10 protein-coding genes are annotated in these 13,515 nt (G+C 63.4%); 3 read left to right on the top strand and 7 right to left on the bottom strand.

Annotation, left to right across the window (positions count from 1 at the left end; genetic code table 11):
- Positions 1–448: 448 nt before the first annotated feature.
- Positions 449–1,756 (top strand): leucine-rich repeat-containing protein kinase family protein, encoded by a 1,308-nt coding sequence (locus tag JKL48_RS07920; RefSeq protein ID WP_201981053.1) that lies wholly within the window; start codon positions 449–451, stop codon positions 1,754–1,756.
- 82 nt (positions 1,757–1,838) lie between these two features.
- Here JKL48_RS07920 and JKL48_RS07915 read toward each other — a convergent pair whose 3' ends face one another.
- Both JKL48_RS07915 and JKL48_RS07910 read right to left on the bottom strand, forming a co-directional pair.
- Positions 1,839–3,029 (bottom strand): hypothetical protein, encoded by a 1,191-nt coding sequence (locus JKL48_RS07915; RefSeq protein ID WP_201981050.1) that lies wholly within the window; start codon positions 3,027–3,029, stop codon positions 1,839–1,841.
- Entirely contained in the window at positions 3,029–3,961 is a 933-nt protein-coding gene (locus JKL48_RS07910) for an alpha/beta hydrolase (RefSeq protein ID WP_201981047.1), read from the bottom strand. The genes JKL48_RS07915 and JKL48_RS07910 overlap by 1 nt, the downstream gene beginning before the upstream one ends.
- A 140-nt stretch (positions 3,962–4,101) precedes the next feature.
- Here JKL48_RS07910 and JKL48_RS07905 point away from each other — a divergent pair, with 140 nt between their 5' ends.
- The gene (locus JKL48_RS07905; RefSeq protein WP_201981044.1) at positions 4,102–4,923 is read left to right on the top strand and encodes a transporter; all 822 of its coding nucleotides are present in this window, start codon (positions 4,102–4,104) and stop codon (positions 4,921–4,923) included.
- A 240-nt stretch (positions 4,924–5,163) separates the two neighbouring features.
- On the opposite strand, the gene JKL48_RS07900 is transcribed toward JKL48_RS07905, so the two are convergent.
- From JKL48_RS07900 to JKL48_RS07880, 5 genes are all read right to left on the bottom strand, one after another.
- Positions 5,164–6,501 carry a M20/M25/M40 family metallo-hydrolase gene (locus JKL48_RS07900; protein WP_201981041.1) on the bottom strand — a complete coding sequence of 446 codons (1,338 nt, stop codon included), beginning with the start codon at positions 6,499–6,501 and terminating at the stop codon, positions 5,164–5,166.
- A gap of 6 nt (positions 6,502–6,507) precedes the next feature.
- Positions 6,508–9,948: a pyruvate carboxylase gene (locus tag JKL48_RS07895; protein ID WP_201981026.1), complete on the bottom strand. Its 3,441-nt coding sequence runs from the start codon at positions 9,946–9,948 to the stop codon at positions 6,508–6,510.
- 95 nt (positions 9,949–10,043) lie between these two features.
- On the bottom strand, positions 10,044–10,181 hold the full coding sequence (locus JKL48_RS07890) for a hypothetical protein (protein WP_201981019.1): 138 nt from the start codon (positions 10,179–10,181) through the stop codon (positions 10,044–10,046).
- Between the two features lie 26 nt (positions 10,182–10,207).
- Positions 10,208–11,170, bottom strand: coding sequence for a hypothetical protein (locus JKL48_RS07885; RefSeq protein ID WP_201981016.1), 963 nt, complete (start codon positions 11,168–11,170; stop codon positions 10,208–10,210).
- A 239-nt stretch (positions 11,171–11,409) separates the two neighbouring features.
- The gene (locus JKL48_RS07880; RefSeq protein WP_201981014.1) at positions 11,410–12,600 is read right to left on the bottom strand and encodes a tetratricopeptide repeat protein; all 1,191 of its coding nucleotides are present in this window, start codon (positions 12,598–12,600) and stop codon (positions 11,410–11,412) included.
- 162 nt (positions 12,601–12,762) lie between these two features.
- Between JKL48_RS07880 and JKL48_RS07875 the strand changes: the two genes are divergently transcribed.
- Complete coding sequence (locus tag JKL48_RS07875; RefSeq protein WP_201981013.1) at positions 12,763–13,479, top strand: SDR family NAD(P)-dependent oxidoreductase; 717 nt, start codon at positions 12,763–12,765, stop codon at positions 13,477–13,479.
- Positions 13,480–13,515 lie beyond the last annotated feature (36 nt).

Below are 13,515 nucleotides of genomic sequence, written 5' to 3'. Positions count from 1 at the left end.
AGCTTCTTCGCGCTGTCCTAGGCAGCTTGAGTCGCTGCTTCATTGAATATGAAGTAAGGGTTTTGCTGTAAATCCGCTTCCTGAACCCTCGACTACTCCAATAGCCGGGGGTTCGCCTTTTTAGGGGCAACCGCTGGCCGGGGACTACCTACGCGTGGGGGCGAAGATGGGCGGACGGGCCACCCGGTCCGAAAAAATGCGCGGGCGCCCTTGTCACCTTGAGTTTGGAGTTGTCGAGCGGCTTGGGGATGCGCAATATGCTGCAAGCCGTGGCGTACGCGCTGAAGGCCAATTATCCGGATACGTTCGAGGCCAAATTGCGGAGCTGGGGCTTCCGGAAGGAGAGCTTTTGATGTAGCGCGAACTTTGTAGTTCGCGTCCCTGCGCCGGTACAACGTTTGTCGTTCCGGGACGCGAACTACAAAGTTCGCGCTACACCTTTGCCCCTATGCACACCCTTGCCCAACTGCGCGCCGGCCAGCTCCACGGCCTCAAACGTCTCGACTTGAGCGCCGGCCTCACCGAGTTTCCCCAGGAAATTTTTGCCCTCGCCGATTCGCTGGAAATCCTCAACCTGTCCGGCAACGCCCTTTCCGCTCTGCCCGACGACCTAGGCCGCTTGCACCAATTGCGCGTGCTGTTCTGCTCCGATAACCAGTTTACCGAAGTGCCAGCCGTGCTGGGCCAGTGTCCCCAATTGAGCATGGTGGGCTTCAAGGCCAACCAGATACGAACGCTGCCGGCGGCGGCCCTCACCCCTGCCCTGCGCTGGCTCATCCTCACCGATAACCAACTCGAAGAATTGCCCACTGAAATTGGCCAGTGCCCCGAGTTGCAGAAGCTGATGCTCGCCGGTAACCGCCTCACGGCCCTGCCCGCCACCCTGGCCCTGTGCACCAAGCTGGAGCTGCTGCGCATTGCCGCCAACCAACTCACCGCGCTGCCCGCGTGGCTGCTGGCCCTGCCGCGCCTCTCGTGGCTGGCCTATGCCGGCAACCCCTTCTCGGCCCCGGCCGAGGCCGCCGCGGAGAAGCTGCACATCATCGGCGTCATTGCCTGGGACAAGCTGACCATTGCCCAGCAATTGGGCGAAGGCGCGTCGGGCGTGATTTACCGCGCCCTGTGGCAGCAGCCCAATGTGGCCGATGAGGACGTGGCTGTGAAGCTCTTCAAAGGGGCCGTGACCAGCGACGGCCTGCCCCACTGCGAGATGCTGGCCACCATCAAGGCCGGCGCTCACCCCAACCTGATTGCCGTGCTGGGCCGCGTGAGCCAGCACCCCGCCGGGGCCGAGGGCCTGGTACTGGAGCTGATTGACGAGGCCTTCGGCAACCTGGCCGGCCCGCCCAGCCTGGCCACCTGCACCCGCGACGTGTACAAGCCCGGCACCACTTTCAGTCTCGAAACGGCCCTGAACATTGCCCAGGGCATTGCCGCCGCCGCCGGGCATTTGCACGCGCAGGGCATTATGCACGGCGATTTATACGCCCACAACATTTTGAACACCATTGAAGGCAACGCCCTGCTGGGCGATTTTGGAGCCGCCTGTTTCTTTGACGCGGAAGATGCGGAGCTGGCCACCGCCCTGCAGCGCCTGGAAATCCGGGCCTTCGGCTGCCTGCTGGAAGAGCTGCTGACGCACTGCGACGAGGCCGACAAAGCGCCGGCGCTCTGGGAATTGCAGCGCCGTTGCGTGCAGCCGGAGGTATCGGCGCGGCCCCTGTTTGCGGAGGTGAGCGCAGCGCTGGCACTGTAGCGCGAACTTTGTAATTCGCGTCCCGGAGCGACAATCGTTGCACCGGCGCGGGAACGCGAACTGCAAAGTTCGCGCTACGGTGCTACTCTGCCAGCCGCTGGTAGCGGATGCGGGGCTGCCGGCTAATTGTGTCTACGTAAAAGGCAAAGGTGCTTTCGGCGCTGCTCACTTCTACCCGCACCTCGGCCAGGCGCTTGGGCGGCGTGAAGCGGGGCATGGTAGCGAAGCGCATCTCAACGGGCACGCCCACGCCGCTCAGCGGGAGCAGGTAAAGCCCTCGCTTCTCATCAAGCAGGTAATGGGTGGCCGTGGCCCGCAGCTGAAAGCCGGGAATGGTATATCCCATCTCCTCGTAATAGCCGTGGTAGCGGAAGCGGCGCAGCACGCGCCCGGTCCGGATGTGCCGCACAAAGGCATTCGGGGCTTGTTGCTGTTGCGCCGTGGGCGTGCGGCCGTAGCCATCCATGCCGTCGGCAAAGCGGATGGGGTGGGCTTTGCCGGGCGCATACACCACCAGCAGCGTGGAATCGGTGAGGAAAGAGGCGCCCACCAGTTCCGCATCGGGGCGGGCGAAGCGCAGGGGCGGGCGGCCGGCCCGTAACAGCTCCGAACCGGTGAGCAGGGCCGTGCCGTCGGCCGAGAGAGCGGGCTCGCACTCGGCCCCCACGCCGGGGCCCCGGCCGTCGCTGAGGCGCAGCACGTTGCCCGCCATATCGAGCAGCAGCACCACCTGGGCGCCCACGTCGCTGTCGGGCACCATAAAATCGAGGGTAAAGGCCAGCGCCCCGAGCGGCCGGCTATACCCCAAAAACTGCGGCTGATAGGCTTCGCTTTCGGTCACAATGTCGGCTCCCGCTTTTTTGAAGAACGCGGCCTTGTGCAACTGGCGGCGAAACACCTGCCGGCCCGTGTTGTCGCGCAGCGTCAGGGTGTAGCGCCCTTCAAAGCCGTGCACCCGTTCGGCGTGGCCGGGGGTGTCCTCGTAGGTAGCGCTGAGGCGGCGGGTCGAATCCGTTTCGGCCTCCATCCGCAGGTGGTGGGGCTGGCCGTTGAGCAGCACCAGCGTATCGGTGGCCACCGGCGGCGCCCAGCCGGGAATGTCCGGCGGCTTGGGCTGGGGCTTGGCTTGCGCTGGGGCGGCGGGCAGCGGCAATGGCACCGGGGCTACCGACACGCTGGGCAGGGCCGGCGTGTCGGAGGCGGTGGAATGCATTTTTTGGTCGCAGCCCGCCAGCGTCACTCCCAGCAGCCCCGCTACAATCTTTTTGCGCATTACTTCGTGAGCCAGCCGTTGGCGTCGAACCAGTTGCGCAGGCGGTCGGTCCAGAGGTCTTTCGTGGTTTTGTTGTTGAGGCCAAAGCCGTGGCCGCCCTTGGGGTAGAGGTGCATTTCGGCCGGCACGCCGTGGCGCAGGCAAGCTTGGTAAAACACGATGCTGTTGTTCACAGGTACGGTTTTGTCGTCCTGGGCGTGCACCAGGAACGTGGGCGGCGTTTGGGCCGACACCTGCAATTCGTTGGAGTAAAGCCGGACCTGGTCGGCCGGTGGCGTTTTGCCCAGCAGGTTATCGCGCGAGCCGCCGTGCTTGAGGCTGTCGCTGAAGCTGATGACCGGATACAGCAGCACCAGAAACGCGGGCCGCACCGACACCGGCCCCGGATTTGCCCCCACCGGCTGCGCGAAATGCGTGCCCGCCGTGGCCGCCAGGTGCCCGCCCGCCGAGAAGCCCATGAGGCCAATGCGCTCAGGGTTCACGCTGTACTTGGCGGCCTGCTGGCGCACCAGGCGCAGGGCCTGTTGGGCATCGAGCAGCGGCGCGGTGGTTTTGTCGGTCTGGGTTTGGTCGTTGGGGAGGCGGTATTTCAACACGAAAGCCGTCACCCCCATCTCGTTCAGGCGCTTGGCCACATCGTAGCCCTCGCTGTCGATGGACAGGCGGGTATAGCCGCCGCCGGGGCAGATAATGACCGCCGTACCATTGGCCGTGCCCGGCGCCGGCAGAAAGGCCGTGAGTGTAGGCTGCACCACGTTTGATATGCGCACGCCGGCGGGTATCGTGACGCTGGTTTCCTGCACCGCGCTGGGCTGCGAATTGGGAATGGTGCCGGCGTAGAGCGGAAACAACTGCTGGCTGGGCTGGGCCAGCACGCCCCCCGACGCAAGAAGGGAAAGGCCGAGGAGGCCCCAAATCAGAGATGCTTTCATAAGTTGAGCAATTGTACGCAAAGGTACGAAAAGCGGTTGCCAGGTGGTAGTATCTAGAAATAATATGGCATTTTTTGATGAAAATTACGCAAAACGCAACCTAAATTGAACGATGTCGTAGCGGCTTTGGTAGTATGGTCATGCGCAAGACCACTCTGCTGGCCGCCGCCGCCCTGATGGGCGTCCCCGGCCTCACCCTGGCCCAAAACACGCCGGAAGAAAACAACCCCAACGTGGACGCTCCTTTCGTGCGAAACATTCGCGCCGACCGTCCGGGACAAACCATCACCGCCCAGGTTCTTCAGCCCGGCCGCATCCAGCTGGAAAGCGGCTTCCAGCGCCAAACCGGTGGCGTGGGACTGGCCCAACGCATCAGCGCCGCCACGCTGCGCATCGGCTTCTTCAACAGCATGGAGCTGCGCGTGACCCAGCCGTTCCTGCACAACGGCCCCTCCTACCTCACCGAAACCGGCCGCGTCGATTCCAGCGGCTGGGCCCCGGCCGTGGTGGGCGCCAAGTTCATGCTCTCGCCCAACTACAACACCCGCACCCAGGTCGCCATTCTGGTGGAGTCGGCGGTGCCGGGCACGGGCAGCCAGGGCCTGCGGGCTACTACTTGGGGCCCCGGCGGCCGCCTGCTGGTGAGCGAGCAAATTGGCCAGCGCTTTGGCCTGGAGGCCAACTTTGGCTTCAGCCAGCGCGGCATCACCTTGAAAGACACCGACAACGGCCAGTTCATGGGTTCGCTGGCCCTGAATGGCCCCATCACCAACATGGCCGGCTTCTTTGTGGAAGCCTACGGCGTCGGCAATTCATCCTTCAACACGGGCACCACAGCCGGGCTCTACGTCCGTCCTGTGCCTGCCGTGCGGCTCGATGTAACCGCTGGTAAGGTACTGGGTGGCTTGGCCGCTGGCACTTCCACGGTAGGCGCCGGCCTCACGTTGAAAATAGGGCGGTAAGCTGGCATCAGGTTTTTGAAGTAAGCCTGTTATACTGAGCACCGGCGCAGCATTTTGCCCGCTCCGTCTGTCATCCTGAGCAAAGCGAAGGACCTTCTTACCGTTGAACTATTGATTCAGCGGCGAGAAGGTCCTTCGCTTTGTTCAGGATGACACATTAAATTACTTGCGCGGTAGAGATGCTTCGACAGGCTCAGCATGACCTTTTTTTAACACTTTTCCTATGCACCTCCACAGCTGCTAACGCTGGTTGTCGTCGGTGAGCGGGGGGATGCGCGTGGGCGTTTGGCGGCCGGCTACGATGCCGGTAGCGCTTTGGGCAATGGCCTGAATGACGGCCGTCATGTTGGTCAGGTCCAGGGTTTCCACTTCGTCGTCGACGGAATGATAGAGGCCGTCCGTAGGAATCTGGTCGGTGCTGATGGTGTGGGCGGGCACGCCGAGGCGGGCCAGCGTGGCATTATCGGAGCGATAAAAGAGGTTTTGTTCGGGGTAAGGGTCGGGCTCAAAATGGAACTTGCTGCCCGCTAGGTTGGCTTGCAGCAGCTTGCCAAAGTCGGACTTATCGAAGCCGGTAATAAACGCCGTGTTGGGGCCAAACTTGGCTTCCTTACCAATCATTTCAATGTTGAACATGGCCACCACTTGCTGCGGGTCGAGCTGTTTGGAGAAATATTGGGAGCCCAGGCCGCCCACTTCCTCGGCCGCGAAGGCTACAAAAATCAGCGGGCGGGCGTTGTCGTTTTTCTTATTGAAGTACTCCGCCAAGGCCACCACGGCCGTGGTGCCGCTGGCGTCGTCGTCGGCCCCGTTGGCAACGGAGTCGCCCTGCGCTGTGGGCTTGAGGTAGCCCAAATGGTCGTAATGGCCTGCGAAAACCACACTTTCTTTGGCACGCTTCGGGTTGTGGCCGGGCAGCAGGCCCACCACGTTGCGCTGCTCCAGCGGCAGCACGGCAGCGGTGGCCCCGATGCGGTACGTGAATTTTTCGGGAACCGAGGCCAGCGCGATTACGGTGGCAAAGGGCTGGGGCGCCTCGCCGCTCATGGTTCCCTGTCGCAGGTAATTGGCTAACCCAGCAAACTCGCGTGCGTGCGTCGTGTCCACAATGACCAGCGTGTTGGCCGTTGGGTGCAGTAGCCGACCCAGCTTGGCCTTTTCGCCGGGCCCAACGCGCACGACTTCCACCGGCTTGGCATCTTCGCTGCTCCAGTTCAGGGTGCTTAGGCCAGAAGCCATCATTACCTGCTGCGGGCCGAGGGCCTGCCCGTTGAGGACGGCCGTGATGGGACCGGGCTGGCTTTTGTACACGGTAAATGGTTGCTCGAAGCTGGCCAGACCGGGCAGCGGCTTCAGGCCGATGCGCTTGAATTCGGCGGCCAAAAACTGCGCGGCTTTCAGTCCGCCGGGCTGCCCGGTGCCGCGGCCCTGCATATCGTCGGCGGCCAGGGTGCGCACCACCCGCGTCACGGTAGCGGCCGAAACGCTGGCGGCTTTGGCCGCAGGCTTCGCGGCTTTTTTCTGGGCCACGACGGGCCCGGCCACCAGCAGGGCGGCCAGCAGGAACAGGAGTTTCATGGCGGCTTAGCTTAAGGTCAGCACTAGGTCGTCGGCGGCTACACGGGTGCCTTCGGGCAGCACCACGTCGGCCACGGTCAGGTCTTGCGGGGCGGTGATGGTGGTTTCCATTTTCATGGCTTCGATGACGAACAGCGGCGTATTTTTGGGTGCCGCCTGGCCGGGTTTTACCAGCACTTTGCTCAGCATTCCTTGCAGCGGGGCGCCCAGCTGGCGGGGGTTGGCTTTGTCGACTTTGGCGTTGCTGATTTTGGTCACTTCCACCGACTGGTCGCGCACCTGCAGGTTGCGGGTCTGGCCGTTGAGGGTGAAGAAAATGGTGCGCATGCCTTCCTCATTGAGCGTGCCGACGGACTCCAGACGCACAATGACCGACTTGCCGCGCGCAATTTCGATGATGGTTTCCTCGCCCGGTTTCAGGCCGTAGAAGAACACCGACGTAGGCACCTTGCTCACGTTGCCAAACTGCATGCGGAAGGCCCAATATTCATCAAATACCTTCGGGTAGAGCAGCGAAGAAAGCAGGTCGGTGAACTTCGCACGGGGATATTTCTCCTGAAATTTCGGCCATTCCTGGTCAAAATCGATGGGCGCGAGGTGCTCGTTGGGCCGGTCGGTAAACGGCGTTTCGTTTTTCAGAATCAGCTTTTGCAGCTCGGCTGGCCAGCCGCCTTCGGGCTGGCCAATGTCGCCGCGGAACAGCTCGCGCACCGATTCGGGGAAGTTCAGGGTTTCGCCGCGCTCCATCACGTCCTGGGGCGTGAGGTTGTTGCTCACCATGAACAAGGCCATGTCGCCGACCACTTTTGAGCTGGGCGTTACCTTCACAATGTCACCGAACAGCATGTTCACGTCGGCAAAACGCTGCTTCACTTCCTCAAATTTGTCGAGCAGGCCCAGCGAGGCCGCCTGCGGGCGCAGGTTGGAGTACTGCCCGCCCGGAATCTCGTGCTGGAACACCTCCGAAGTGCCCGCTTTCAGGCCCGACTCAAACGGGTAGTACATCTCGCGCACAGCTTCCCAGTAGTTGCTGAACTCGTTGAGCGAATGCTGGTTGAACTCGCGGTGGCGCGGCGTGCCCCGGAACATTTCCACCACCGAGTTGAAGTTGGGCTGCGAGGTGAGGCCCGACAGCGACCCGATGGCCACGTCAATCACATTCACGCCAGCCTCCACGGCCTTCGCGTAGGTGGCGGCTTGCAGCGAGGACGTGTCGTGGGTGTGCAGGTGGATGGGCAGCTTCACAGCATCGCGCAGGCCCTGAATCAGCTCGGTGGCGGCGTAAGGCTTGAGCAGGCCCGCCATGTCTTTGATGCAGAGGATGTGGGCACCGGCATCTTCCAGCTGCTTGGCCAGCCGCAAGTAGTAGTCGAGGGTGTATTTGGTGCGGCTGGGGTCCAGAATGTCGCCGGTGTAGCAGATGCTGGCTTCGGCCAAGCGCGTGGTTTTGTTGCGCACGAACCCGATGCAGGCCTCCATGCCCTTCATCCAGTTCAGCGAGTCGAAAATGCGGAACACGTCGACGCCGGTTTCGGCGGCCTGCTGCACAAAACGCTCCGTGAGGTTATCCGGATAAGCCTTATAGCCCACGCCGTTGGCCCCACGAATGAGCATTTGCAACAAGATATTCGGGATGGCTTCGCGGAGCTTGGCCAGGCGCTCCCAGGGGTCTTCGTGCAGGAAGCGCAGGGCCACGTCGAACGTGGCGCCGCCCCAGACTTCGAGCGAGAAGGTTTGGGGGTGCTGCTGGGCGTAGGCACGGGCCACTTTCAGCATGTCCCAGGTGCGCATGCGGGTGGCCAGCAGGCTCTGGTGGGCATCGCGCAGGGTGGTGTCGGTGTAGTGAATGAGTGGGTCGTTGCGCAGCCATTCCGCGAATTTCTCAGGGCCCAGCTCGTCCAGTTTCTGCTTGGTGCCGGGCGCGGGGGCGTGGTGGTCGGAGTGCGGCAGGTGGGGGCGGCGCGGGGTGGCGCGCGGGTCGAGGAGGTGGCGCACATCGGGGCTGCCGTTCACCACCGTTTCGCCGATGAAGCCCAGCAGGCGCGTGGCCCGGTCCAGCCGCGGCTTGAACTCGAACAGCTCGGGGTGGTCCTTGATGAAGTCGACGGTGGCATCGCCGGCCCGGAATTCGGGGTTGGCCACGATGTTGTCGAGGAAGGGAATATTGGTTTTCACACCCCGAATGCGGAATTCGGCCAGCGCCCGACGCATTTTCTGGGCCGCGCCCAGCAGCGTGGGCGCGTGGGTGGACACCTTCACCAGCAGCGAATCGAAAAACGGCGACACCACCGCCCCCTGGTACACCGAGCCCTCGTCGAGCCGGATGCCAAAGCCGCCCGCCGAACGGTAGGCCAGAATGGTGCCGTAGTCGGGCTTGAAGTCGTTGGTGGGGTCTTCGGTGGTGATGCGGCACTGCATGGCAAAGCCCGCCCGCAACGGCACCACGTCGGGGCCCAGGCCGATTTCGGGGTCGCTGAGCTGAAAGCCGGCCGCGATGTAAATCTGGGTTTTGATGAGGTCGACGCCCGTAATCATCTCCGTCACGGTGTGCTCCACTTGGATGCGGGGGTTCACTTCGATGAAGTAAATCCGGTCCTGCTCGGGGTTTACCAGAAACTCCACGGTGCCCACGTTGTCGTAGCCCACGGCCCGGCCAATGCGCAGGGCGTATTCGTACAAGAGGTGGCGCTGGTGGTCGGCCAGGTTCATGGCCGGGGCCACTTCCACTACTTTCTGGAAGCGGCGCTGCACCGAGCAGTCGCGCTCGTAGAGGTGCACCAGGTTGCCGTGGTGGTCGCCCACCAACTGCACCTCAATGTGCTTGGGCCGCTCCACAAACTTCTCCAAAAAAACAGTGTCGTCGCCGAAGGCATTCAGCGCCTCGTTGCGGGCCTCAAAAAAGCCCTTTTCCAACTGCTCATCGTCGCGGATGACGCGCATGCCGCGCCCGCCGCCGCCGCTGGCCGCTTTGAGCATCACGGGGTAGCCGATGCGGTTGGCCTCGGTTTTGGCGGTTTCAAAGTCGACCAGGTCGGCCGTGCTGCTTTCAATTTGGGGTACCTGGCACTGCTGGGCCACTTCCTTGGCGCGCACCTTGTCGCCGAGGGCTTCCATCACCTCGGGGCGGGGGCCCACGAAAATGATGCCCTCCTCGGCGCAGCGGCGCGAGAGCGTGGCGTTTTCGCTTAGGAAGCCGTAGCCGGGGTGAATGGCGTTGGCGCCGTTTTCCTTGGCGATGCGCAGCAGGCCTTCGATGTCGAGGTAGGGCTTGAGGGGCTCGTCGTCGCGGCCAATCTGGTAGGCCTCGTCGGCCTTGTAGCGGTGCAGCGAATACCGGTCCTCGAAGGTGTACACGGCCACCGTGGGAATGTTGAGCTCGGTGGCGGCGCGCATCACGCGGATGGCAATTTCGCCGCGGTTGGCGACCAGGAGTTTGGTGATGTTCATAGAAAACGGTGAGCGAATGGCGGGATGGGGCGAAAGTAGGCAAAAAGCTGCCAGTAAGGCATAAAAAAGGGCGAGCCACTGGCCCACCCCTTTTTTCACTTATATAACCTCGGCAGCGGCCCTACTCCACCGCCATGCGCCGGGCCGGCGCCGAGCAGCAGGTAGCAGCCGGCGGGCAGCCCGCGCAGGTCGAGGGTGGCCTCGGGGCCGGCCGGGGCGGGGTAGCGCCGCACGACGCGGCCCAGCGCGTCGGTCAGCGTCAGCGGGGCGGTGCCGGGGTGGCCCCCTGGCGGGCCGGGTTAGGATAGAGAGACGCCGGTTCGCGGAGGTCGGCGGGGGCCGTGGTCGTCAGGGTCGGGTCGGTCAGCGAGGCCAGGAAGCCGAGGGGTTTGTAGGGGTTCGGGTACGGGTTGGTGAGGCTAATGGTGCCGAAGTTGGTCGTGGGGCTATAAAAAGCCCCGGCCACGAACACACTGGTCCCGCTTATGGCCAGCGCGTAGGCTGCGTCGGAACTTGTGCCGCCGGCCCGTTGCGCCCAGGCGAAGCTGCCCATGCTGCCCACGTCGGTAAGTTTGGCCACGTACACGTCAGCCGAGCCCGCAGTGGACAGGACGGTGGGGCCGAAACCCGCCGTGGGACTGGTGAACTCCCCGGCCACGTACACGCTCGCACCGCTCACGGCCAGCGCCTGAGCATAGTCGTTGCCCGTGCCGCCGGCCCGCTGCGCCCACACGAAGCTGCCCGCGTCGGTGAGCTTGGCCACAAACACGTCATTCGTGCCATTCACGTTCGCGTTGGCCAGCACGGTGGGACCGAAACTCGCCGTAGGGCTGGTGAAATTCCCGGCCACGTACAAGCTCGTGCCGCTCACGGCCAGCCTAGAGGCCCCATCGGAGCCCGTGCCGCCGGCCCGCTGCGCCCACACGAACTGGTTGCTGGCAGGATTGAACTTGGCTACGAACACGTCATTTTCTCCAAGGCTTGTGAGCGTGGTACTGCCCAGCACCACCGTATTTGTGAAACGACCAGTTAGGTACACGTTGCCCGCCGCATCGACGGCCGTTGCCGTCACTTCCGAGGCATTGCTGGTTGCTACCGCCGTCGCCACCGCCACGGCCCGCGCCGACTGCCAGGCCGGGGCCTGCGCCGCCGCCGGCAGGCGCAGGGCTAGTAAGAGCAGGGCCAGCAGGCCCACGGGGTAGAAAGAGGAAAAAGATTTCATCAGGAAAAGGAAAAAGGTGTTGTTAAATATAGCGGCCCTACCCCACCGCCGGCCGCCCGGTGCGGGCGGTAGCTATAGCTAGCCCGGCCGCACCGGCATCTACTCCGTGCGCCACCCTTCCGGCCTGGCGCCTCTCTCCCGTGTGCTGCGTACCACCAAAAAAGGCCGCCCCGGTTTGGGGCGGCCTTTTTTGGTGGGTGGCATGGATGGGGCCGAGGGCCTCCTACTGCTTCTTATCCCTACTGCTTTTTGTTGTACATGACGCCCAGGAAATAGAACCGGTCGGGGTACAGGGTCGTTTTGGGGTCGTCGTAGGGGAAGGCTATGCCCTGGGTCGCCTGGCCTTGGCCATCGGTGAGGGTGAGGGTGTAGCCGGTGAGTTGCCAGCGCCCGCCGCCGCGGCTGCTGGCGCCGCCCGATACGTAGGTATCCTTGGTGGTGCTGCTCACCGAGCCGGCCCCGGATTGCGAGTACGTCCCGTCGGCCCGCAATTCAATAGTGCTCGACGAGGAGGCCCCCGAAATGGAGTTGCCGCCTTCGTAGCGGCCCACCAATGCGCCGGCGTTGGCAAACGACTTCACGGGCACAAAAATGCCGGCGTTCCAAGAGAACGAAGTGCTATTGGGCGTGAAGTCGGCCGCGTCCTTTTTGCCATCCGACCAGGCAATGGAGAGCTTGCCGCCGGACAGGCTGAACGTCCCTTTCTGCTCGGCACCGGCGGCCAACACGGCCGGGGCAAAGCCGCCGGTGGGGTTGTGGTACACGCGGCCGTCGGGCGAGAAATACCACACGGCCTTTTCCAGCGAACCACTCGAAATCCAAAACCGCGTCATGAAGTACAGCCCGGTGAGTTTGCCCCCGGTCCAGGAAGCGGGCGCCGGGTTGGTGAGTGGGCCCAGGGCCGCGGCGCGCACCGCTGGGGCGGCGGCCCGGCGCGTGGCCGCCACGGCTGGTGCTGCCGGCGCATACGCCCGAACGGGGGTAGCCGCTAGGCCGGCAGTGGCCGGGACTTCGCCGCGGTTGCGGGCCGCTAGTTGCACCATGCCGGCAAAGCGGGCGTCGGCGCGCACGGCGGCCAGGTCGGGGTCAGTGCGGAGCGAGTTGGGGTCGTTGAAGCCCCGGGCGGTGGCCTGGCTCAGGGCGGCAATGGCTTTGTCGTTGTTGCCGGCTTTGCTTTCGATGCACGCCAGATTGTAGCGGTGCACGGGGTTTTGCGGGTCCCATTCGATGGCTTTTTGGCACAACAACCGCGCTTCGTTGAGGCGGCCGGCGTTTACGTGCGCAATCATAACGGGGTAAAACGCATCGATGGCCGTGCGGTAGGCCTTGGTTTCTTCGGCCGATTGGGCCCAGGTGGTGAGGCCGAGGCAAAGCAAGGCGCCAAGCAGCACCACTCGAAAAATGGATACGGATAGTAGGGCTCTGTTCATGGCGGTGGGAATGTTGAGCAATGGAAGTATGGCAAATGATTTACTTTAAATATATAAAAAATTATATTATAATCGTCTTTTATTCTCCTGGAGCAACTTCTACCGGCGAAACCTTCGCTCAACCGTGGGGTTGTGCTTCGACTATTACATCAGTCGCTTTGCATGGACTTTACCAATAAAAATATTTTGCTTATCGGTGCCTCGTCGGGCATCGGCCTGGCTACGGCCCAGTTGTTGCGCACGCTGCACGTCAACCTGTTTACCGCCTCGCGGCACCTCTCGCCGGAGCTGGAGGCACTGGGGACCACGCACATTGCTTACGACGCCACCCAGCCGGTGAACACGGCCTTCGATGGCCTGCCCGACGTGCTGCACGGCGTGGCCTACTTCCCCGGCAGCATCAAGCTGCGCCCATTTGAGCGCATTCCCACCGAGGATTTCCAGGCCGATTTCGACCTGAATGTGCTGGGCGCGGTGCGCGTGGTGCAGGCCACCATCAAGCGCCTGAAGAAGGCGGAGGGCGCGGCTTCCATCGTTCTGTTCAGCACCGTGGCGGCCGATACGGGCATGAGCTTTCACACCAGCATTGCCACCGCCAAGGCCGCCGTGGAGGGCCTCACCCGCGCCCTGGCTGCCGAATACGCCGCCAGCGGCGTGCGCGTGAACTGCATCGCGCCTTCGCTCACCAACACACCGCTGGCCGCCGCCCTGCTCAGCTCGCCCGAGAAGGTGGAAGCCGGCGCCAAGCGCCACCCCTTGCAGCGCATCGGCCAGCCCGAAGACTTGGCCTACACCGCGTCGTTTCTACTCTCCGACCACAGCTCGTTCGTGACCGGCCAGGTGCTGGCCGTGGACGGCGGCATGGGGAAATTGAAGTAAGGTTTTTAGTTGTCAGTTGCTCGTTGTCAGTTGTTA

This window comes from Hymenobacter rubidus, from assembly GCF_016734815.1.
Classification (GTDB): Bacteria; Bacteroidota; Bacteroidia; order Cytophagales; family Hymenobacteraceae; genus Hymenobacter; species Hymenobacter rubidus.
Note: the sequence above shows the minus strand (reverse complement) of the source record. Positions and strands in the feature narration are given on the sequence as shown.

Coding starts and splice junctions, on each gene's coding strand:
- JKL48_RS07920 (WP_201981053.1), top strand. CDS start 449: ATGCACACCCTTGCCCAACTGCGCGCCGGCCAGCTCCACGGCCTCAAA.
- JKL48_RS07915 (WP_201981050.1), bottom strand. CDS start 3,029: ATGCGCAAAAAGATTGTAGCGGGGCTGCTGGGAGTGACGCTGGCGGGC.
- JKL48_RS07910 (WP_201981047.1), bottom strand. CDS start 3,961: ATGAAAGCATCTCTGATTTGGGGCCTCCTCGGCCTTTCCCTTCTTGCG.
- JKL48_RS07905 (WP_201981044.1), top strand. CDS start 4,102: ATGCGCAAGACCACTCTGCTGGCCGCCGCCGCCCTGATGGGCGTCCCC.
- JKL48_RS07900 (WP_201981041.1), bottom strand. CDS start 6,501: ATGAAACTCCTGTTCCTGCTGGCCGCCCTGCTGGTGGCCGGGCCCGTC.
- JKL48_RS07895 (WP_201981026.1), bottom strand. CDS start 9,948: ATGAACATCACCAAACTCCTGGTCGCCAACCGCGGCGAAATTGCCATC.
- JKL48_RS07885 (WP_201981016.1), bottom strand. CDS start 11,170: ATGAAATCTTTTTCCTCTTTCTACCCCGTGGGCCTGCTGGCCCTGCTC.
- JKL48_RS07880 (WP_201981014.1), bottom strand. CDS start 12,600: ATGAACAGAGCCCTACTATCCGTATCCATTTTTCGAGTGGTGCTGCTT.
- JKL48_RS07875 (WP_201981013.1), top strand. CDS start 12,763: ATGGACTTTACCAATAAAAATATTTTGCTTATCGGTGCCTCGTCGGGC.